This window comes from Sphingomonas sp. CCH9-E2, from assembly GCF_001557215.1.
Classification (GTDB): Bacteria; Pseudomonadota; Alphaproteobacteria; order Sphingomonadales; family Sphingomonadaceae; genus Sphingomonas.
Window position 1 is genome coordinate 22804 of record NZ_LSJM01000318.1, and the last position, 20419, is coordinate 43222.

The window sequence follows — 20419 nt, forward strand, 5'->3', positions numbered from 1 at the left end:
AAATCCTCACTCGACTCGACGATCACACCATAGATTTCGGCGACCGCGCTCTGGAACTCATCGGCGGCCACTGGACGCACGTTCAACCCGTCCGCCTGCACGATGCTGAGCTTCAGACCCGGAATGTAAGACGCGAACTCCCACCGTGTTCCTCATCGGGCGTAACGCTCAACGGCTCGGCCTTCGCGCCGATCGACAGCTTCCGCAGTTCACGCGGTTTTCTAATCGGCAAGCCCAAAACCCGATCGCTGTCTTGCAAGTTGCCCCCGTCGTTGCCAACGAGGCAGGCTTGTCGATACGGGCCCGAATGGTATTCTGTCGCTTCGAAATTGGAGGTCAGCGATGAACATGAGCGACTGCTGCAATAAGGACTGCCCCTGCTGCGCAAAAGAAAAAGACAAAGGCAAATGACACTCGAGCCTCGGCTTAAACCGAGGCCCCGTCCAATGAGGGCAATCCATTCGACGAGGCCGATTTCGGTAGGCCGCTCAAGGCAAGCATAGCCGCAAGGTCGGCGCGGGTGTTGATGTTGGAGAGGCCCAAACGCGCATCGTCCACTGTTATCGCATTGGTCGCCCCGATCCAGGACCGCAGTGAACGACAGCCGGATTGGATGTGCAGATCCAGCCGTGGACCAAGATCGGTGGGCCAGAGGCCAATCAGATGCTGGGTGGCGAACACGCAGGGGCCGGATAAGCCAAGACGATCGACAAGATCCAGCGGGAGCGGAAATACGTCAACGGGTACCGTCACAACCGCGTCGAATCCGCGCGCGCGCGCGTCGGCGAGCGCGGCGCTGAGCCCGCCCAGCGGCCCGACCCCAGGCGCAGGGCGATCGGAGATCCACCGCATTCGATGCGATGGGCGGCCACAAAGAACTAGATCATCTGTCTGAGCTTCGAGTACGCCGCGCGCATGATCGATCAGGCTCACGCCGCCGATCGTCGCCAGCGCTTTGTCGCTTCCGAAGCGGCGCGAGGCGCCGCCAGCGATAAGCGCCCCCAGCAGCCGCATCTCAATGGCCAAGCGCAAGAGCAGGGACCGGCGCTCCTGCGGGGAGTGCGGGGGCGTTGGCCGGGCGGCGGATGAGAAACCGGGTATGTGCAAGCAGCGCCTGTCCCGACGCCGATTGGCGGTCGAGCATGCGAACGCGGTCGCCTTCTTCGGCCGCGCAGAGAAAGGCCTCACGCGAACCGTTGGCCGGGACCGCGTCCACAAGCGCTGCGGTGCGCCAATCCAACGCGCTTGCAGGGTGGCGCCCGCTGAGACCCGCGAGCAAAGGTGCGAGGAACAGGCGGGCGACAGTTAGCGCTGCCGTCGGATTGCCGGGAAGGCCCAGCACCCCAAGGCCGCCGAGACGCCCGAACCAGACGGGCTTGCCTGGCTTGATCGCCAGGTCGGCAAAGGCGATCTCGAGCCCCATCGCGGTCAGTGCAGCACGACAGTGGTCGCGTTCACCGCGGGATGCGCCGCCGGCGATGACCAGCAGATCGGCCTCGGCGAGCGCCTCCCGCGCGGCCGCGCGGATCGCAGACGGGTCATCGGCGACACGCCGCGTTGAGATGTCGCCACCGCCCCATTCGCCCGCGAAAGCGCAGAGCGCGATCGACAGGCTGTCGGGGATCGCCTGCGCATTGCCAATCGCTGTCCCCGGTTCGACGATCTCATCCCCGGTTGCAAGGATGAGGACCCGGGGTTTTCGCCATACCCGCACCACTGCGACATCGGCGGCAGCCGCGGCGACCAGCGCGAAGGGATCCAGCAACGCACCACGTGGTAGCAACGTCGCCCCAGCTTGAAAGTCGCTTCCCCGCAACCGGACATGCGCGCGCTCACCGGGAGACGCATGGAGAACAACATGGTCGCCTTGGCGAACGCTCCGCTCGGCGACGATGACCCGATCAGCGCCACGCGGCATCGGCGCGCCCGTCATCACCCGCATCGCCTCGCCCGCCGCGACCGATCCGGCATCGCACGCACCGGCGTAGCACGTCCCCGCAATCCGAAGCGGCACGCCATCAAGGTCGACGCTTCGCACCGCATAGCCATCCATCGCCGCGCAATCACGCCGGGGTGAGTCGATCTTCGCGATCACCGGTTCGGCGAGGACACGACCGGCCGCCGCTGCAAGTGCAATCTCTTCTTCGCCTAGCGGGAGAGCGTGGAGAGTGAGGATGGCCTGCGCGACGTCGTAATCCATCGCGGCGGCGCAGGGTTCAGGGTTGGCAGCAAGTGCCTCAGGCTTACCCATGGGCGACCCTCCGACCTTTGTCATCGACCAGAGCGCCATCCTCGACCCTTATCGCTTCCCCGATCAGGATCAGCGTCGGCGCGTCATCGGCGAATGCACGGGTAGCGATGTCGAGCAGATCAAGTCGTGTCGAGAGCCGCTTTTCAGTTCCCAAGCTGACATTGCATGCAATCAGAACTGGGGTCGCGCGGTCCACACCCGCCGCGATCAGCCGTCGTGCAATCTCTCCCGCCGCGCCACGGCCCATATAGAAAGCGAGCGTCGCGCCTGGCGTGGCAAGCGAGGCCCAGTCCAGATCGAGCGCCGCGCCGTTTCGGCTGTGCGCGGTCACGAACCGCACTTCGCGCGCCAGACCGCGCAGCGACAGCGACACCCCTGCGGACGCCGCCGCCGCACTTGCCGCCGTGACGCCCGGGCAGACCTGCACGATGCACCCCGCCTCGCGCAACGCGGTCATTTCTTCGGCTGAGCGTCCAAACAGCGACGGATCGCCACCCTTCAGCCGAACCACGCGCCTTCCCGCGCGCGCGGCGGCGACCAGCAGCGCATCGATGCTGCTCTGATCCTTCGAATGCCGCCCGGCGCGCTTACCGACACTGACGCGCTCTACACCGGCAGGGATCAGGTCGAGAACGCCCCGTCCGACCAATGCGTCATGATAAACGATGTCGGCCACTTCGATCAGCCGCACCGCCTTGCGCGTCAGCAGGTCGGGATCGCCCGGACCTGCGCCGACCAGCCAAACGCTACCCCGTGGAAACGCGTCATGCGGCATCGGACGTCACCTCCGAAAGAATGCGGGCGAGTGCCGGCCGGCACGATCCGCAATTGGTGCCGGCCTGCAGCGCCCCGCCGATTGCGGCGACATCAGCAAGCCCACGGTCACGGATCGCCGCGACGATGGTGTTGAGCGCGACGTCGAAACAGGCGCAGATCACCGCACCGCGATCGGGCTGAGCCCCGGGTGCGCGACCGGCGAGCAGGGTCGGTGCGGCGTGTTTCTCACTCAGTTGCGCGATCAGCCAGTCACGTGTCGGCAGCTCGCCGGTGCGGGTGACGAACAGCACCGCCGCCAGCTTTCCGTGATCGAGCACGGCGATCCGCCGCGTGCCGCGCGCGGCATCGATCGCCTCAACCCGCTCGCCGCGCGGCAGCAGCGCCTCGATCCGCGCGGCGTCGCCATTGCCCGCGAGCTCCCACAGGCTGCCCTGCGGCACCGCCACCCGCGTCGCCCACAGGCAGCGCGGCGGTGCGGCCAACTCGCCCGACAGGATCAGGAAGCCGCGCCATTCGGTCGCGATCGGCGTGATCTTCGCCGGCGTCGATTTGAATCCCGGCTGGCCCGAATGCGGATCGGTGAGCGGGCGCGGGAGCAGCCCGGTGCGCCCACCGGTCGAAGTGCGGTCGGTCCAGTGGATCGGCGTGAACAGCTCGCCGCGCCGCTGTGCATCGGTCAGCGCGACGCGGAAGATGCTGTCCCCCTGTGGCGTTGCCACCCGCGCAAGCCCGCCATCGGTCAGCTCGAGTTCGACGGCATCCTCAGGATGCACCTCGACCAGCGGCTCCTCGCGGTGACGCGCCAGTTTCGGCGACAGGCCGGTGCGCGTCATCGTGTGCCACTGGTCGCGATAGCGCCCGGTGTTGAGCGTCATCGGCCAGTCGCGCAGCGGTGCCTGCAACGGCTTCTGCACGACGCTCACCAGCCGCGCGCGACCGTCGGGGGTCGAATAGCGGCCATCGGCGAATGGCGTCCCACCCCAGCGGAAGGGCGTCATAGCGCCATAGGCCGCATTGCCCCCCGCTCCGCCATCTGGCAGCGCGAACAGCCGCTTGTCGTCATTGCCATAGGTCGACAACCGGCAATGTTCGCGCCAGATTTCGGCGGGACGGTCATAGGCAAAGGCGGTCTTCCACCCCATACGCCGTGCGACCTCTTTGATAATCCACCAATCGGGTTTCGCCTCACCGGGGAGAGGGAAGAGCGCGCGCTGGCGGCTGATCGTGCGGTCGCTGTTTGTGACGGTCCCGTCCTTCTCCCCCCAGGCAGCGGCGGGCAGGCGGACATGGGCATAATCGGCGCTGTCGGTCCGCTCGATCACGTCGCTGATCACGACGAACGGACAGCCAGCCAGCGCCTCACGCACCCGCCCCGCGTCGGGCATCGAAACCGCCGGATTGGTCGCCATGACCCACAGCGCCTTGATCCGCCCTTCGCCGATCGACCGGAACAGGTCGACCGCCTTCAGCCCCGGCTTCTGAGCTATGACGGGCGAGGCCCAGAAGCGCTGGACAAGGTCGCGGTTCTCGGGCGCGAAATCCATGTGCGCGGCAAGCGTGGAGGCAAGCCCTCCTACCTCACGCCCGCCCATCGCATTGGGTTGCCCGGTGATCGAAAACGGCGCCGAGCCCGGCTTGCCGATCCGTCCGGTGGCAAGGTGGACGTTGAGGATCGCATTGACCTGATCGGTGCCGCTCAGCGCCTGGTTCACCCCCTGGCTGAACATCGTCACCGTCCGCGGCGTCGCGGCGAACAACTCGTAGAAGCGCCTGAGGTCCGATGGCGGCACGTCACAGACGCGCGCCACCGACCACAGGTCGCTCCCCTCTCCAACCTCGACCCAGAAATTCTCGGGCGTCGCGACATGTGCTGCGAGATAGGCCTCGTCGATCGCGCCAGCCTCGCGGCACCAGTGGAGCAAGCCGTTCATCAGAGCGACGTCGCTTCCGGGCCGGATCGCCAGATGCAGGTCGGCTTCCTCCGCGGTCTCGGTGCGGCGGGGATCGATCACCACAAGCTTGGCGCCCGCTTCGCACCGCGCGCGGATACGCTGATAGACGATCGGGTGGCACCAGGCGGTATTGCTGCCGACCAGAACGATCAGGTCGGCGGCGTCGAGATCGTCATAGCTGGCGGGAACCACATCTTCGCCAAAAGCGCGGTTATGGCCCGCCACCGCGCTCGACATGCACAGCCGCGAATTGGTGTCGATATTGGCCGTGCCGATGAACCCCTTCATCAGCTTGTTGGCCACATAATAGTCCTCGGTCAGCAACTGGCCCGAAACATAGAAGGCGACGCTGCCCGGCCCATGCCGCGCGATCGTGTCGCGAAAACGCTTCGCAACCAGGTTAAGCGCCTTGTCCCAGCTTGCGCGCTTGAGGCCGATCATCGGATGGAGTAGCCGCCCCTCCAGACCGACGGTTTCGCCAAGATGCGTGCCCTTTGAACATAGCCGCCCGCGATTGGCGGGATGGTCGGGATCGCCCTCGATCCGCACCGCGCGCTCACCCGTGACGGTCGCGCGAATGCCGCAGCCGACCCCACAATAGGCGCAGGTGGTGCGGATCACTTCGTTCATCAGGCGGCGGCCTTCAGCGTGCTCGCGCGGCAGATCAGCACGCGGCCTGCGCTGATCTTGACCGGAACGGTCGGCGTGCACCCCTTGTCCTCGCCCAGCGCTTCGCCAGTGGTCAGCGAGATGCGCCAGTTATGAAGCGGACACGCCACCGCGCCGCCATGGACGATCCCCTGCGACAGGCGCCCATGTTTGTGCGGGCAGCGGTCGCGCAGCGCGAACACCTTGTTCTCGCCCGTGCGGAAGATGGCGATATCGTCGCCACCCTCGACCTGCACCGTGCGGCTGCCGCGTACCGGAATCTCGTTCAGCCAGCCGATATCGAGCCACTCTGCGGTGGTCATGCCATCTCTCCAACCGGGGTAAACCGCGCCATCGGCGCGTGATGTTCGCGCTCGGCACCCTGCGCGCGCTGCGCCCAAGGGTCGTCCTGCGAGAACGTCTGGGAATGGAAGAAGCGCGCGGCGAGGTCGGCGCGGACGGCATCGTCATCGAGCAGCCGCGACCGCACATACTCGACGCCCACCCGCTCGATCCACGGCGCGGTGCGCTCCAGATAGCGCGCTTCCTCGCGATAAAGCTGGATGAAAGCGGCGCAATGCTCGATCGCCTCGGCCTCCGTCGCGACCTTGCACAACAGGTCGGTGGCGCGGACATGGATGCCGCCATTGCCGCCGACATGCAGTTCGTAGCCGCTGTCGACACAGACCACGCCGAAATCCTTGATCGTCGCCTCGGCGCAATTGCGCGGACAGCCGCTGACCGCGATCTTGAATTTGTGCGGCATCCACGACCCCCAGGTCGCGCGTTCGATTCCGACGCCTAGCCCGGTCGAATCCTGCGTGCCGAACCGGCACCATTCGGAGCCGACGCACGTCTTCACGGTGCGCAGCGACTTGCCATAGGCATGGCCGCTGACCATTCCCGCGGCGTTGAGGTCGGCCCAGACCGCTGGCAGATCCTCTTTCCTGATCCCGAAAATGTCGAGCCGCTGGCCGCCGGTCACCTTGACCATCGGCGCGTTGTATTTCTCGACCACATCGGCGATCGCGCGCAGCTCGCGCGGGTTGGTCAGACCACCCCACATGCGCGGGACGACCGAATAGGTGCCGTCCTTCTGGATATTGGCGTGCATGCGTTCATTGACGAAGCGGCTCTGCTGGTCGTCGACATACTCGCCGGGCAGCGCACAAAGCAGATAATAGTTGAGCGCGGGGCGACAGGAAGAGCAGCCGTCGGGGGTACTCCAGTGCAGCTTCTGCATCACCTCCGGGATCGAGCGCATGTCCTGTGCCACGATCTCGCGGCGGACGTCGTCATGGCCAAAGCTGGTGCATTTGCACATCGTCCTGGCACCAGCCTGAACCTCATCGCCAAGTGTCAGCGCGAGGATGCTTTCGACCAGGCCTGTGCAGCTTCCGCAGCTCGCCGACGCTTTGCACGTGGCGCGCACCGCGTCGAGGCTGTGCGATCCCTTGGCGATGCACGACACCACCTGTCCCTTGGTCACGCCGTTGCAGCCGCAGATTTCCGCATCGTCGGAAAGCGCCGCAACGGCCGCCTTAGGGTCCGCCGCGCCCCCTCCCTGGGCGAAGGCCTGACCGAAGATCAGCAGGTCGCGGACATCGGCGACGCTCTCCTGCTTCTTGAGCAGGTCGAAATACCAGTTGCCGTCCGCGGTATCGCCATAGAGCACCGCTCCGACGATGCGGTCTGCCTTGACCACGACGCGCTTGTAGATGCCGCGTGCGGCGTCGCGCATCACGATGTCTTCGCACCCATCCCCGCCGGAGAAATCCCCCGCCGAGAAGACGTCGATCCCCGACACCTTGAGCTTGGTCGAGGTGACCGATCCGCGATAGCCGCTCGGGCTGCCGGTCATGTGATCGGCGAGGCTGCGGCACATGTCCCACAAAGGCGCGACCAGCCCATAGACGTTGCCGTCATGCTCGACGCACTCGCCGACAGCGAGCACATCGGGATCGGACGTGACCATATGATCATCGACCTTGATCCCACGCCCGATCTCAAGCCCCGCCGCCCGAGCAAGCCCTGTCGAGGGGCGGATGCCGACCGCCATCACCACCAGATCGGCGGGGATATGCGTCCCGTCCTTGAGCACCACGCCCTCGACTTGGCCGTCGCCGATAATCTCGGCGGTATCGGCCCCGGTCAGGATCGCCTGCCCGCGCGCTTCCAGCGCCTGTTTGAGCAGCCATCCCGCCGCCTCATCGAGCTGCCGCTCCATCAGCGTCGGCATCAAATGCAGCACGGTGACCTTCATGCCCCGCAGACTGAGGCCATGCGCCGCCTCCAGCCCGAGCAGCCCGCCGCCGATCACCACCGCGCTCCCGCCCTTTTCCGCAGCAGCGAGCATCGTGCCGACATCGTCCATGTCGCGGAACGCGATCACGCCGGGCAGCTGGTGTCCCGGCACCGGGATGATGAACGGGTCAGAGCCGGTCGCGATCAGCAGTTTGTCATAACCAGTGCTCACCCCCGCCCGTGACGTCACCGTCTTGGCCGTGCGGTCAATCGCCATAACCGGGTCGCCAGCGATCAGGTCGATGCCATGATCGGCATACCAGTCCGCGCCGTTGATAACGATATCGTCGAACGCCTTCTCCCCCGCGAGTACGGGCGAGAGCATGATGCGGTTATAGTTCACGCGCGGCTCGGCGCCGAAGATCGTCACGCGATAGCGGGTGGGATCGCGCGCCAGGATTTCCTCGACCGCGCGGCACCCGGCCATGCCGTTGCCGATCACCACTAGGTGCTCGCGCATGTCGTCCTTCGCAGCCGTGACAGGGTGCAGTTCCATCAAAGTGTCCAGTCCAGTTGCAGCCAGAATTTGCGCGTGTCCGTGGCAAAGCCGGTCGCGCGATAATCGGCGAAGCGCGCCGATGCCGTGGTCCTGCCCAGCTTTGCCGAGGCCATCAGGTTGAGTTCGTCGCCATAATGGCGGGTCAGCCGATCACTTTCGAAGCGGTGCCACGCGGCTTGCAGTGTCACCCCCTTGGCCGGGCCGATCGCCTTCCAGCCCCAGCCCGCGCTCAGATACAGGTCGCGCACGCCATCGGCCGGCGTCACCAGATATTTGTCAGCCCAGCCCTGAAATTTGAAATTGGTGCCGAGCGGGGTCTGGAAGCTGGTCAGCGCGACGCCAGTGTCGGCACCGAGCACCTCATAGCCCGCCCCGAGCTTCGGCCCGTTGAAGTCCACCGACACCTCCGCCAGCCAATAGGCCGCGGCATAGTCATTGGGGTTGGGCCCCATGTCGCTCTGGCGCGCATGGCTGAGCTGATACGCCAGCTTCGCCTTGCCCAGCATCCGCATACCCGCCAGCCGCACACCAAAGGTCCGGCTCGACAGGCGGTAGCCCTGCACCGTCGCCTCGTCCTGATCGACCCAATAGCCAAAGCCGGTCAGCGTCCCGATCGGGCTGACCCAGGACAGGTTGGCGAAGATATTGTCTCCGCCCACCGCACGCTGCCGCGCGCCCGTGCCATCGATCCCCCAGATGGTGCGGACGCTCCACGCATAGGCGAGGTCGGCCTTAAGCCCCTTCATCGGCGTGACCTCCGCGCGCACCGCGTCGAAGCTCTGCCCGTTCTGGCGGAACCCGACCGCGCCTACAAAGCGCTCATCGTCGAGCGTGATCCGCTGGCGCCCCGCGGTCAGCGTTACGACCGGCAGCTTGAGCGCAAGCTGTGCGCGATGAATCGCCACATTCTCCGGATCGGCGATCAGAGGACGCGCCGCCGATCCGGAGAGCCCGTCGAAGCTGTCATCGACGATGGCGATATTGCCCTGCGCCTCGATGATTGCCGTCAGCGGACCCTGGCTCGCCTGAACCCCCGCGCGAACGCGCAGTGTCACCGCCTCGGCATCAAGCGTCAGTCCATCCTGCTCGACCTGTTCGTAGCGCAACCGCGCGTCAAGCATGGGCTTCAGGCTCTGGCCGTTGGCCGGCGTCGCTGCCACCAGCCCGATCAGTGGGATTGCATACCGCATCGGATCAGATCCGCACACCGGCAGCGGTGCCCCAGCTCGTCCGCCACTTCGCCTTGACCAGCGTCAGACCAAGCAACGCGACCAGCGCGAGCCCCGAAAAGATCAGGAATCCCGGTGAGAAGCTGCCAGTCCACTGCTTCGCGAGGCCAAGCGAGGAGGCGAGGTAGAAGCCGCCAACGCCGCCGGCCATGCCGACCAGGCCCGTCATCACACCGATCTCCGCCGAAAAGCGCTGCGGAACCAGCTGAAACACCGAACCGTTACCCGTGCCAAGCGCTAGCATGCCGATGACGAACAGCATGAGCGCGCTCGTGAAGCTGTCGGCAATCGACACTCCGACAAGTGCGAGGGCAGCGACGATGAACACACCGGTCAACGCCTTGACCCCGCCGACCGAGTCAGCCAGCGCCCCGCCCATCGGCCGCACCAGCGACCCGGCGAACACACATGCCGCCGTGGCATAGCCGGCCTGGACCGTGGTTAGTCCGAACCGGTCGGTGAAGTAGATCGGCAGGCTGGCGGCAAGTCCCACGAAACCGCCAAAGGTGACCGCGTAAAAGCCCATCAGCCACCAGCTGTCGGCGGTCTTGAGCGGCTGGAAATAGTCCTTGAGCGACTTTGGTGCAGGGCGACCCGGCGCGTCCTTCGCCATGATGACATAGGCAATCAGCACGATCGCCAGCGGGATACAGGCCAGCCCCAGCACATCGTTCCAGCCAAAGATCTTGGCGAGCCCCGGCGCGAACAATGCGGCGAGCACCGTTCCGGAATTGCCCATGCCCGCAAGACCCATCGCCTTGCCCTGATGCTCAGGCGGATACCAGCGGCTGGCGAGTGGCAGCGCGATGGCGAAGCTTGCGCCCGCAAAGCCGAGGATGACACCCAGCGCGAGCGTACCGGCAAAGCTGGTCACCCCCATCGCCCAGGCGGTGAACAGCCCGATGATGACGATGATCTGGCTGATCGTACCCGAGTTTTTCGGCCCGATCCGGTCAACCAGCAGGCCGTTAACCACGCGCAGCAGAGCCCCGGCCAGCGTCGGCACCGCGACCATCAGACCCTTCTCAGCGGGGGTTAGCGCCAGCGTCTTGGCAATTTCCGGAGCCAGCGGGCCAAGGATTACCCAAACCATGAAAGCGAGATCGAAATACAGGAACGCTGCGATCAGCGTCGGATTGTGCCCGCTTGACCAGAAGCTGGGTTTCGTCGCGGACGGCTGTGCGTCCAGAAAGGTGGTTGCCATCGTCTCAGTCCCCGAATGCGACCGGCACGAAAAAGCCGCCAGAACGGCGACCCTGCGGGCGCGTCCTGGCGGCTTCGTTGCCTGTTGAGGTGAAGGAGCTTGCGCCCCGGCCCGTTGCGCTTCGCTCCCCCCGTTGGCAGCGATACGCATCAATCTTTCCGACTTCTTCGTCGGACAACCCGAAAATTGCCCGATTCGCCTGCCACGCGCAAGCCGAATCTTCGCAAGTGCAATATTTTTAGGTGTGGCGCGTCACGGCAATGCGGCGAGATATCCCGCGATATCCTCGGGATCGAAGGCGCGACCGTCGAAAAAGCCGTCAGCGCTCAGCACAAGGCGGCCCTGTATTGAACCCACCCCGATCGGTGCATCAAGCCCGCCCTCCAGCTTCGAGCTCGCCCCGGGCAGGGGCGCCCCCGATCCGGCCAGTGCCTCGCGATAGATGTTCGGGCAAAACACCTCCATCGCGGTTGCCGCATCCGTGTCGCAATACGCTATCCCGTCCCAGCGGGTCATCTGGGCGTAGAGCCACGCGGCCTGGCTGCGCCAGGGGAAGTTCGCGGCTTCGCGATACTGGAACATGAAGTCGGGATAATGCACCGGTTCGCCTCCCGGTGTCAGTCGCAACCGATCGGTGATCGCGCGCAGAACCGCGTCAGGTGACGACCCGAGATACTCCGCCCGCGCCAGGATCGCAGCGTTCGCCTCGGCATTGGCCGGATCGACGAAGTGGGCCGCTGCCGCGTGAAGCGCGCGGATCAGCCGAAGCAGCGCTTCGCGACGCTCCTCGACTACGGCGCTGCGCATCGCGAGCACCTTTTCGACCCCACGCCGCCAGATCTGTGCGGTGGCGAGCGCAATCCGCCCGACCCCGCGGTCGACTGCGATCGAATTCCACGGCTCGCCGACGCAGATGCCATCGACTTCCCCCGCCGCCAGTGCATCGGCGGCAAAGGGCGGGCTAGTGACGACGATATCGATATCGACATCGGGGCGGATGCCCACCCCTGCGAGCCAGTAGCGCAGCATGTAATTGTGGCTGGAATAGCGATGCACGACGCCAAAGCGCAGCCGCCGTTCCGCCACGATCTGTTTGAGCGCGCGCCCTATCGTGAGCGGATCGCCCAGCGTGTCGCCCAACCCGATCGCATCGGCCAGGGCGGTCGAAAATGTCACCGCATTTCCATTCAGCCCGAGCACGAAGGGGACCGCCATCGGTACCGCCGTCCGCCCTCTGCCCAATGCCGTCGCGATAGCCAGCGGTGCGACCATGTGCGCGGCATCGGTATGGCCATAGAGCAGCCGGTCGCGCACCGTCGCCCAGGTCATGTCGCGCACCAGCTCGAGCCTCAGTCCCTGCGCTTCGGCAAAGCCAAGTTCATGCGCCAGTATCGGGAGCGCCGCATCAACCAATGGGAGAAAACCGATCCGCATCGTCTCTTCGGTCACGGCAAGTCCCCCATCAGCGCTTCGGCGGTGACGATCGCTTCGGCAATCTCCACGATCCGGCGGTTCGTGCGCATCGCCTGCCCACGCAGCAGTGCATAGGCGGCGGGTTCGTCGATCCCGCGCTTCTTCATCAGGATCGCCTTGGCGCGATCCACTGTCGCGCGTTCGGCGAGCGCGTTCTTCGCTGCATCCAGTTCGCGCTGGAGCCGCGAAAACGCCTGGAACCGCCGCACCGCCAGATCGATCACCGGCTTGATCCGCTGCTTCGACAGCCCGTCGACGACATAGGCGCTGACGCCGGCATCGATCGCCGCGCCGGTCGCCTCGGCATCGCTCTGATCGACGAACATCGCGATCGGTCGGTCGAGCGCGCGCGACATGGCAAAACAATCCTCAAGCTGGTCGCGGCTCGGATTTTCAAGGTTGATCAGCACCACCTCGGGACGCGCGGCCTCGATCTGCGCTGCCAATGGCCCACCGGGGTCGATCAGCACCAGATCGTCGAGCCCGGCTTCCCGCAAGCCATCGGATATGATCGCTGCGCGCGTTGAGCTGGTGTCGATGATCGCGATCCGCATAGCGCGCTGATATGCAAGCGCGGCCGCATTTTCCAGAAATGTCTGATACTGAACGCGACGCTGAGGCATAGAGCTGTACAACGTTGGAGCGGCACATCTGCGGCCGAGGCGAGCCGCTCTGCGGTCAGATCTCTGTCCGCTCTGCGAGGACCAGACCGTCTTCGACTCCGACGCCGAGATATCTAGCCGTATTTTCGATCTTCGTATGATCCAAGAGAATTTGGATTGCGCCAAGATTACCCGTAGCTTTGTAGATTATCGACGTCCTGGTCCCGCGAAGCAAATGCGTGCCATACTCGGCGCGTCAAAGACCGGCGGCATCGACCCACCCACCTACAAGCCTCGCTACTGGCGCGTGCTGAGATGGCCTGCATGCTCCGCCCGGCTCGGAAATGCGAAGTCGTGGACGGCCCCGCCTCGACGCTTGAGCAAGCAAATAGGCTGCCCTATGCGCGCCGCTTTCGCTACAGCAACGCCCTGATACTGGTGGCGAGGTCGACCTGACGAAATGGCTTCGTCAATCTTGGCAGATCGACGTCGATGCCGGCAGCATCAGAATATCCGGAGATCACGAGTATCTTTATTCCGGGCAGGCGCTCCGTGCACATTCGAGCAAGCTGCGTGCCCGTCATTTCAGGCATCAAATGATCGGTGACCAGGAGGTCAACGCGCAGCCCTTGTTCAATCCGTTCGAGCGCTTGCGCGGCGGACGCAACACTGGTGACCTTGTAGCCGAGATCAACCAGCATTTGCGCAACAGAGTCGCGCACAAGTTCTTCGTCATCGACAAGCAGCGCTACGCCTTCAATGAGCGACTGCTCTTCGGGCGGCTCCGAAGCACACCCCGCTTCCGCCGTCTGCTCGCTCTGTGGCAGCCACAGCGCAATCTCGGTCCCGCGCCCTGGCTCGCTTGCAATTGTCATTGTTCCACCGAGTTGCGAAGCGAGCCCGTGCGCCATCGACAGACCAAGCCCAGTGCCGCGGCCCAGCCCTTTGGTAGAGAAGAACGGTTCGATCGCCCGCTTGAGCGTGTGCTCATCCATGCCAATACCGGTGTCGGCAACGCAGAGCCGGATATAGTTCCCGGGGGACAGTCCTCCTATATCGCCATGGCCGACCTTTGCACGCGTAAGCGAAATGCGAAGGCTGCCGCCCTGGGGCATGGCATCGCGCGCATTAACGCACAAATTGAGCAGCGCCATTTCGAGCTGATTGGGATCTGCCATTGCCGCTGGAAGGGTCGCCGGGGCGTCCACAACCAGCTCGATGTGGGGTCCGGTCGTGCTCGAAACCAGGTCGACCATGCCCACCACCAGTTGCGACACATCCACGGGCACGGATTGAAGCGGCTGGCGGCGAGCGAAGGAAAGCAGCCGCTGCACCAAGGTTCGCGCGCGCTCGGCGGACTGAAGCGCGCCTCCAACCATCCGGCGATCCCGCTCGTCGCCGACCCCCTTGCTCTGCAACCGATCCAGCGCGCCAAGGATCGGGGTCAGCAAATTGTTGAAATCGTGCGCCACGCCGCCGGTCAGTTGGCCCATCGCCTCCATCTTCTGCGATTGGCGAAGCGCCTCTTCAGCATTCACCTCCCGGGTTACATTGCGACTGGTGCCGATGATCCGTCCAACGCGGCCATCCTCATTGAGCAGGGGCACCAGCGTCGTGTCCCAATATTGTGACTGCCCCGCGAGATGGAACGTGTCGCGATATTGGTAGATTTCGCGTGTGTCCACGACATGGCGATAGGTTTTCAGAACGCGCGCCGCCGCTTCAGCAGGCATGAACGCATCGATCCGCTTGCCTTTGATGTCGTTGAGCTTGAAGCCGATTCCAGCTTCATGGGCAGGGTTAATCTGCTCGACGACGAAGTCTCCGTCAGGTGTAACCGCGACGACAAACAGGGGGTCGGGCGTATTCTCAAAATAGGCGCGATGGAGCGCATCCGCTTCGCGCCGTTCCGCCTCGGCGTGGTGCAGGGCCCTAGTCCGCGCCTCCACTCTGGCCTCGAGGCTGGCATTAAGCTCCCGAAGCTGCGCCTCGACAGCGAGACGCTCGATCACGAGCCGCACGCGCTCGGCCACCTCTTCCATGAACGCAACCTCATCCGCCCGCCACTTGCGGGGTCGGCGGTCGTTCAAATAGACGATGGTCCGCAGTTGCCCGTCGCGTACGAACGGAACGACCAGGATCGCGCGAGTATCCACTTCGCGCGCCGTCGACTTTGTACGCGCCTCGTCGCTCAGCGAGGCGGCCAGAAGATCCTCCACCACGACCGTCTTGCCCGCGTTCAACGCAGCGACGATCTTTACGCCAAATGCGGCAGCAGGAAACTTGCCAAGCAAGGGCGCTGTCGCGCCATCGGTCCAGCAGACCGTATAGTCGAATTGATCTTCCGCCGCATTGAGGTCACCAAAACCGGTGCGCGTGACTTCGAAATGGTCACCCATCAGCGTGGCGACTTCAGTGAGCGCCTCCTCCGTGCTGCACCCGCGCAGGATGTCGGCGATTTTCAGACGAAGTGCAGTGCGCGCTTCCCGCCGCGCGGCGTGCTGAAAAATTCGTTCGAGCCATGCCGCGCCCAGCGACAGCAACAGGATCACGACGGTAATCAGGCTGATCGCTATCGCGAGATACGCCTGCCCAACGCCTGAGCCGACCTGTGCGTCGTCTGCGGACGATGCATTGGTGAACGTCGCCGCATACATGCCGGCATAGTGCATGCCAGAAATCGCAGCGCCCATTACGACTGCCGCCACGAGCCGCTGGCTCGTCTGCTGGTCCCGCGCTGCGAGCCACACCGCAGCGGTCGCCGCAACAAGAGCGATCACGATTGAGATGGCAACCCACACCCAGTCGTAGCTCAACGCTCCCGGCATTTGCATGGCCGCCATGCCAACATAGTGCATTGCAACGACGCCAGTGCCGATCAGCAAGCCGGCAATGGCAATCCGCGGGGAGGAAACCTCGTGCCAATTGAACGTTGCAAAACCCGCGCCGGTGAAGCCGATCGCAAGCGCCAGCGAGAGCAAGGTCGGTGCCAGATCATAGCTCATCGGCATCCCTGGCATGCTGAAGGCCAGCATCGCCACGAAGTGCATCGACCAGATACCGCCTCCCAAGGCGCCCGCTGCTGCCCACAGCCAGACGCGCGATGCCAGGCGGCGCGAGGCGCGAATACGACTCGCCAAACTGAGCGCAGTAAACGACGCGAAGACGGCTACCATGATTGATAGGACCACAAGAAAATTATCGTGCGCCCCGTTCATGACCATGACTGCGAAAATTCCCCAAACGAAGGTGCCTCATGGTACATTGAAGCACGTATCACCTCAGTGCACCCACTGGCCAGTCTCACGCCATATCTACCGGATCCTTCTACAGCACAGCGCGCCACCTCCAAAAAATCTCCTAGCTTCCAGATCGTTAGCTATCAATCTCGGGAACTGATCCAATCGCCATATCTTGGTGTCGGGAGGGGCAGCGCATGGCAACCGAATTTGGCCGAGGCGGAAAGCCGCAGGCGCATACCCGCCACAAGATGTTTGAACTCGCACAGGTGTGGACGCCTGCGGACAATGCCCCCCGGACCCGCGGTCGTGCGTTGAGCGGCAATGACTGACACAATTGAGGATCTCCAGCGCTCGATGGACGCTGCGGCGGGCGCGCTCGATTTCGAGGAAGCGCGGCGCATTCGCGACCGCATCAATCTGATGCGAGGCGGAGCGAGTGCTGCAGAAGTCGCCCAGGCCGACACGTCGGGTCTGGTTCGCCAGCAGCCGGGTGCCATGGGGCTTGGCACGAGCCGACAGCGTCTGGTTCCTCCACCAGGGTGGAAGCCGCCGCCCAAGCCCGACCTCATGACATCCGGCCCGAAACGAAAGTGAGGGCCGGCACGCAGCTTGAGCCCGCCTTATCGGCCGTCACTGGGGTTTAGTTTCTCGCTGGTCCGCCTCGACGCATTGATCAGCCCCCTGAAACGTCGTTCTTGGCAGCGAATTGGCTCCCCGTATGCTGAAACAACTTCCCATCCGACGGTCCAAATGTCGTCGAACACGGGGCGGACTTCGCATCCCGCCTTCGCGGTGCGGCTGCGCCGGGAAGCGGCGGTCGAATGAGACCGGAGCGCCATCGGCTATCCATGGGCTAAAGCGGTGCCGTCAGCGCCTCAATGTACGAAAGTGCCAATGGCGCGATGAAGCGAACACCACATTTATTGGATCCCGCCCAGACGACCACCGCCCGCCAGTGCTCCTGTTGCCAGCGAAGTGTCACGGCGGTTCCAACGCTTAACACAGTTGGACAGTGCAGCCGCGCCCCTCCTTCCGATATGTCGAGGAGATGCACGCGCAGTGATCGATCGCCGAGACAAAGCTCGCCCAGCTGGAAAATCTTGCGGCGCGCCTGAGGGCGAGCGTTCATGACAGATGTTGGCATCTCGAGCTCCCGCTGCGAGCTTCGACGTTCCAGTTGAGCAGGGGTTCCGCAGGAAAAGTGCCTAACATATTGCGAACTATGAATATCGGCCGCCGCAGTGAGCAGGTGTCACTCACTTGCTTTGAAGTTCCGACTTTGCCTAATCTTGCGCTCGAATAGCGGGGAGGGGGCTTATGCGCGCGAGACGGATTCTCTTGGCCGGCTGCGCGATGCTACTGGCATTTTCCGCGGAAGGGGTCGCTGCGGCGAGTGACGAAATGAAGGCGGCGCGCAGCGCAGTCGATTCGACAATGTCGGGTCGCCCTCTCACCGTCGCAATCGAAGCCAAGCCTCTGCGTTGCAACCCGCAGAGCGAACTGTGCTATTCGAACCACTACCCCCGCCTCTATTGGTTTCGCGATCCTGCTCCCCGGCATGCCTCTCGCACGGTCATGTCGCCGCGCCGCACGCCGAAAGTCGCATTGAGCGACGAAGGGGAGGTGCCATTTGCCCCGGCGGCGGTATTTGCACGATCCGCCAACCCACAGGACGCGTGGATCGACTGGAGGGGTGTCACGTCGGTCCAGGCCGAGGCACGGACCGTGGTGCTGACAACCCCCCTCAATGCCTACGCGTGACCTTTTCCTTCCCGCGCGTTGAAGCCGCAGCTGCGGCTGCAGCGGTGTTCGAGCGGCTGCGGGTGGCTTGCGACGACGGCCCCAGCCCCGTAATTGACCTTTTGCAGGCACATCGGGTCGCCGTTGCGACGTTGCAGCGGCATCTGGTCTCGGCATCCTTCAACTCGCGGCGGCTCGGGCGGGAGGAATTTGCCGAGAACTGGCGTGTCGTGCGATTCCAGAAATTCGAAGGCGGGATGTGTGCCCGGGGCGCGTTGAGAGGCACAAGCGACGGCAAGCCATTCGTCGCCATCCTGCCATCGCCCGTAACCCATTCGGTGACCCGATCAGGCAAAACGGTGTCGATCTTTCGGTTGTCTGAAAGCCCTGCACCCGAAGAACGCCTGCAGCTTAACATGGATAGCCCCGTTGCGGCGCAGCGCCTAGTCGAAGGGCTCGATCACGTCCGTAACTGGTGCGCGACGCAGTATGACGAGCGAAAATTCTACCCGCGCGTGCTTTAGTTCTTCTCGAACACCATTTGGGGACGCACTCGTAGTCACCGAAGTTCCGTTATCGGGGGCGATGATCCGTCGGCGTAAAAGTTACGACGCGCCACACCACCTCAAGATGCTGGCAAATATCGCTCCTCTTCCATGCCGAGCAATCAATCTCGCGTCCGACCGGACCCGCTGCGGCTATTTGGTAGTGGCATTCGGATTGTCCGGCCCGCGATACGCCTTGTCGCTCTGGCCGCCGTCGAAGCCCTTAGGCTTCTTGCCGGTATGTGGGTTTGGATAAGCACCACCTCCGCTCTCCCCCTCGCTGGCGGGAATGGTGACGCCATCGCTCGCGACCGACGTGCCCTTGCCGTCCGCCTGCATCGGTTGCTTCTTCGTCATCGCGTCCTCCATGAACTTCATTCGCCGATTGCGGCGAGGGCCATCGTTTCCCAGACATCCGCATCGCCTGCGGCAGCCATTGTCGCATCCGGCTCGCGTAGCGTCTTCAGCACCGCCAGCGCCTGATCGCGATATTCGGGCCAGGCCGCATCCACGTCGGAGCCAGCCGAACGCTGATCGCCATGCGCGTTGGCGCTGGCGCGATCCGCCGCTAGGACGCGCGCGACGCGCTCAATGGCTGAAGTCTTGGAAATCGGCATGATCGTGTCTCCTCCTCGGTCCAACCCCCGACCCGCCCACATGTTCATTGCAGAAATGCAGGCCGGCCCGGAATATATGCTGCGCCGCAGCAACTTGCCCGTGAACGATACGTTCTATCTGTGTTCGGCCCCTCGGTTCCTCGGCCGAAGGAGTTTCCATGAGATCCATTTCCAGCACGATCGCCCGTCTGGCGAAGCTCCGCGAGGCGCCCCGCCCTGACCGGGTGCGCACGTCGGGCCGGCTGCGCGAACTTCGGGACTTCGGCTCCAATCCCGGGGCGCTGGGCGCCCATTATTATGTTCCGCCAACCGTGCGGCAAGGCGCGCCATTGGTCGTCGTCATGCACGGCTGCACTCAAAACGCTGTCGATTACGACATTGGTTCGGGCTGGTCCCAGCTCGCCGAGGAGCAAGGCTTCGCTTTGCTCTTTCCCGAGCAGCGGCGTACCAACAACTTCAACCTGTGCTTCAACTGGTACGAGCCTGCGCACATTCGGCGCGGGGCGGGTGAGCCGCTGTCGATTGCCCAGATGATCGACACGATGGCGACGCGCCACGGCATTGATCGATCACGAGTCTTCGTCAACGGTCTGTCGGCTGGCGGCGCAATGACATCGGTCATGCTCGCAACCTATCCGGAACTGTTCGCCGGCGGCGCGATCATCGCGGGCCTACCATTTGGCTCGGCGGCCAGCGTGTCGCAGGCGCTTGATCGCATGCGGGGCAGCGGCAGTCCCGGCGACGCGCTGCTCGCAGCCGCGATCGCGAAGGCCTCTCCTCATAGTGGGCCGTGGCCGACCGTCTCGATCTGGCATGGCACCTCGGATCATGTCGTCGGAATTGCCAATGCCGACGCCATCCTCAAGCAATGGCAGGCGATGCATGGCGTGGCCGCGAACCCGGACCATTCCGACATCATCGATGGAGTCCCTCACCGCGTGTGGCAGGACGCAAACGGGCGCGTGGTGATCGAGGAGTATCGCGTGCCGGGCATGGGGCATGGCACGCCGCTGGCAACGCGAGGCGATACGCCTTGCGGACAAAGCCGCCCGCACATGCTCGAGGTCGGCATCTCATCGACGCGCCGCTTGGCGACGTTTTGGAAGCTGCTGGACGCCGAACCGCGTTCGCGTCGCGCACCGCCACAGGCCGATCGCGGCGCTGAGAAATTGGCGGAGCCTGCGCCTTCCGGCGTTACGAAGGTTATCGAAGATGCACTGCGCGCCGCCGGACTGGTGCGATAAGGGCAGGGAAGCCGCCGTGACGGGTCTGAGGCTGCACGCTCTATCAAATGGATGGAGCTTTCTCCCAGTCCCCGGCGAATTAGGCGTCAAGC

General features: G+C 64.3%; 18 protein-coding genes and 2 pseudogenes. 4 read left to right on the top strand and 16 right to left on the bottom strand.

Translation table 11 applies throughout. The features are described from left to right. Nucleotides 1–2: 2 nt before the first annotated feature. From AX681_RS21510 to AX681_RS15055, 13 genes and pseudogenes are all read right to left on the bottom strand, one after another. A pseudogene (locus AX681_RS21510) lies at nt 3–128 on the bottom strand (hypothetical protein); the annotation flags it as partial. A gap of 298 nt (nt 129–426) precedes the next feature. Further along, entirely contained in the window at nt 427–1026 is a 600-nt protein-coding gene (gene mobA, locus AX681_RS15005; RefSeq protein WP_231733752.1) for a molybdenum cofactor guanylyltransferase, read from the bottom strand. Continuing rightward, complete coding sequence (locus AX681_RS15010) at nt 1016–2251, bottom strand: molybdopterin molybdotransferase MoeA (protein ID WP_066660674.1); 1236 nt, start codon at nt 2249–2251, stop codon at nt 1016–1018. Before AX681_RS15010 ends, mobA begins: the two co-directional genes overlap by 11 nt. Beyond that, nucleotides 2244–3026: a uroporphyrinogen-III C-methyltransferase gene (gene cobA, locus AX681_RS15015; protein ID WP_066682449.1), complete on the bottom strand. Its 783-nt coding sequence runs from the start codon at nt 3024–3026 to the stop codon at nt 2244–2246. The genes AX681_RS15010 and cobA overlap by 8 nt, the downstream gene beginning before the upstream one ends. Further along, on the bottom strand, nt 3016–5610 hold the full coding sequence (locus tag AX681_RS15020) for a nitrate reductase (protein ID WP_066682451.1): 2595 nt from the start codon (nt 5608–5610) through the stop codon (nt 3016–3018). The genes cobA and AX681_RS15020 overlap by 11 nt, the downstream gene beginning before the upstream one ends. Further along, complete coding sequence (gene nirD, locus AX681_RS15025; protein WP_066661227.1) at nt 5610–5951, bottom strand: nitrite reductase small subunit NirD; 342 nt, start codon at nt 5949–5951, stop codon at nt 5610–5612. The genes AX681_RS15020 and nirD overlap by 1 nt, the downstream gene beginning before the upstream one ends. Continuing rightward, the gene (nirB, locus tag AX681_RS15030) at nt 5948–8428 is read right to left on the bottom strand and encodes a nitrite reductase large subunit NirB (protein WP_066661229.1); all 2481 of its coding nucleotides are present in this window, start codon (nt 8426–8428) and stop codon (nt 5948–5950) included. The genes nirD and nirB overlap by 4 nt, the downstream gene beginning before the upstream one ends. Beyond that, nucleotides 8428–9621, bottom strand: a complete 1194-nt coding sequence (locus tag AX681_RS15035) for a hypothetical protein (protein ID WP_066661231.1) — start codon at nt 9619–9621, stop codon at nt 8428–8430. The genes nirB and AX681_RS15035 overlap by 1 nt, the downstream gene beginning before the upstream one ends. Nucleotides 9622–9625: 4 nt before the next feature. Continuing rightward, complete coding sequence (locus tag AX681_RS15040; RefSeq protein ID WP_066661233.1) at nt 9626–10864, bottom strand: nitrate/nitrite transporter; 1239 nt, start codon at nt 10862–10864, stop codon at nt 9626–9628. Between the two features lie 252 nt (nt 10865–11116). Then, complete coding sequence (locus AX681_RS15045) at nt 11117–12298, bottom strand: CmpA/NrtA family ABC transporter substrate-binding protein (RefSeq protein ID WP_066661329.1); 1182 nt, start codon at nt 12296–12298, stop codon at nt 11117–11119. Between the two features lie 11 nt (nt 12299–12309). Further along, the gene (locus tag AX681_RS15050) at nt 12310–12891 is read right to left on the bottom strand and encodes an ANTAR domain-containing response regulator (RefSeq protein WP_066661326.1); all 582 of its coding nucleotides are present in this window, start codon (nt 12889–12891) and stop codon (nt 12310–12312) included. A 124-nt stretch (nt 12892–13015) separates the two neighbouring features. Beyond that, nucleotides 13016–13320: pseudogene (locus AX681_RS23730) on the bottom strand (tyrosine-type recombinase/integrase); the annotation flags it as partial. A 35-nt stretch (nt 13321–13355) separates the two neighbouring features. Next, nucleotides 13356–16157 carry an MHYT domain-containing protein gene (locus tag AX681_RS15055; RefSeq protein ID WP_197421962.1) on the bottom strand — a complete coding sequence of 934 codons (2802 nt, stop codon included), beginning with the start codon at nt 16155–16157 and terminating at the stop codon, nt 13356–13358. Nucleotides 16158–16502: 345 nt separating this feature from the next. On the opposite strand from AX681_RS15055, the gene AX681_RS15060 reads away from it, so the two are divergent. Then, nucleotides 16503–16775, top strand: a complete 273-nt coding sequence (locus AX681_RS15060) for a UvrB/UvrC motif-containing protein (RefSeq protein ID WP_066661235.1) — start codon at nt 16503–16505, stop codon at nt 16773–16775. 259 nt (nt 16776–17034) lie between these two features. Here AX681_RS15060 and AX681_RS21520 read toward each other — a convergent pair whose 3' ends face one another. After that, nucleotides 17035–17325 carry a PilZ domain-containing protein gene (locus AX681_RS21520; RefSeq protein ID WP_082738002.1) on the bottom strand — a complete coding sequence of 97 codons (291 nt, stop codon included), beginning with the start codon at nt 17323–17325 and terminating at the stop codon, nt 17035–17037. Between the two features lie 173 nt (nt 17326–17498). On the opposite strand from AX681_RS21520, the gene AX681_RS15065 reads away from it, so the two are divergent. Further along, a complete protein-coding gene (locus AX681_RS15065) occupies nt 17499–17942 on the top strand; it encodes a hypothetical protein (RefSeq protein WP_156442791.1) in 444 nt (147 codons plus the stop codon). Beyond that, on the top strand, nt 17939–18445 hold the full coding sequence (locus AX681_RS15070; protein WP_156442792.1) for a hypothetical protein: 507 nt from the start codon (nt 17939–17941) through the stop codon (nt 18443–18445). Before AX681_RS15065 ends, AX681_RS15070 begins: the two co-directional genes overlap by 4 nt. 174 nt (nt 18446–18619) lie before the next feature. On the opposite strand, the gene AX681_RS15075 is transcribed toward AX681_RS15070, so the two are convergent. Both AX681_RS15075 and AX681_RS15080 read right to left on the bottom strand, forming a co-directional pair. After that, nucleotides 18620–18823, bottom strand: a complete 204-nt coding sequence (locus AX681_RS15075; RefSeq protein WP_066661332.1) for a hypothetical protein — start codon at nt 18821–18823, stop codon at nt 18620–18622. 17 nt (nt 18824–18840) lie between these two features. Beyond that, nucleotides 18841–19083: a hypothetical protein gene (locus AX681_RS15080; RefSeq protein WP_066661240.1), complete on the bottom strand. Its 243-nt coding sequence runs from the start codon at nt 19081–19083 to the stop codon at nt 18841–18843. A 158-nt stretch (nt 19084–19241) separates the two neighbouring features. Between AX681_RS15080 and AX681_RS15085 the strand changes: the two genes are divergently transcribed. Next, a complete protein-coding gene (locus AX681_RS15085; RefSeq protein WP_066661249.1) occupies nt 19242–20327 on the top strand; it encodes an extracellular catalytic domain type 1 short-chain-length polyhydroxyalkanoate depolymerase in 1086 nt (361 codons plus the stop codon). Nucleotides 20328–20419 lie beyond the last annotated feature (92 nt).

Excerpts from the sequence above, each read along its gene's own strand:
- AX681_RS15020 (WP_066682451.1), bottom strand. The coding sequence starts at position 5,610 with ATGAACGAAGTGATCCGCACCACCTGCGCCTATTGTGGGGTCGGCTGC.
- AX681_RS15065 (WP_156442791.1), top strand. The coding sequence starts at position 17,499 with ATGCGCGCGAGACGGATTCTCTTGGCCGGCTGCGCGATGCTACTGGCA.
- cobA (WP_066682449.1), bottom strand. The coding sequence starts at position 3,026 with ATGCCGCATGACGCGTTTCCACGGGGTAGCGTTTGGCTGGTCGGCGCA.
- AX681_RS15010 (WP_066660674.1), bottom strand. The coding sequence starts at position 2,251 with ATGGGTAAGCCTGAGGCACTTGCTGCCAACCCTGAACCCTGCGCCGCC.
- AX681_RS15080 (WP_066661240.1), bottom strand. The coding sequence starts at position 19,083 with ATGCCGATTTCCAAGACTTCAGCCATTGAGCGCGTCGCGCGCGTCCTA.
- nirD (WP_066661227.1), bottom strand. The coding sequence starts at position 5,951 with ATGACCACCGCAGAGTGGCTCGATATCGGCTGGCTGAACGAGATTCCG.
- AX681_RS15040 (WP_066661233.1), bottom strand. The coding sequence starts at position 10,864 with ATGGCAACCACCTTTCTGGACGCACAGCCGTCCGCGACGAAACCCAGC.
- AX681_RS15075 (WP_066661332.1), bottom strand. The coding sequence starts at position 18,823 with ATGACGAAGAAGCAACCGATGCAGGCGGACGGCAAGGGCACGTCGGTC.
- AX681_RS15050 (WP_066661326.1), bottom strand. The coding sequence starts at position 12,891 with ATGCGGATCGCGATCATCGACACCAGCTCAACGCGCGCAGCGATCATA.
- AX681_RS21520 (WP_082738002.1), bottom strand. The coding sequence starts at position 17,325 with ATGCCAACATCTGTCATGAACGCTCGCCCTCAGGCGCGCCGCAAGATT.
- nirB (WP_066661229.1), bottom strand. The coding sequence starts at position 8,428 with ATGGAACTGCACCCTGTCACGGCTGCGAAGGACGACATGCGCGAGCAC.
- AX681_RS15085 (WP_066661249.1), top strand. The coding sequence starts at position 19,242 with ATGAGATCCATTTCCAGCACGATCGCCCGTCTGGCGAAGCTCCGCGAG.
- AX681_RS15035 (WP_066661231.1), bottom strand. The coding sequence starts at position 9,621 with ATGCGGTATGCAATCCCACTGATCGGGCTGGTGGCAGCGACGCCGGCC.
- AX681_RS15045 (WP_066661329.1), bottom strand. The coding sequence starts at position 12,298 with ATGCGGATCGGTTTTCTCCCATTGGTTGATGCGGCGCTCCCGATACTG.
- AX681_RS15055 (WP_197421962.1), bottom strand. The coding sequence starts at position 16,157 with ATGAACGGGGCGCACGATAATTTTCTTGTGGTCCTATCAATCATGGTA.
- AX681_RS15060 (WP_066661235.1), top strand. The coding sequence starts at position 16,503 with ATGACTGACACAATTGAGGATCTCCAGCGCTCGATGGACGCTGCGGCG.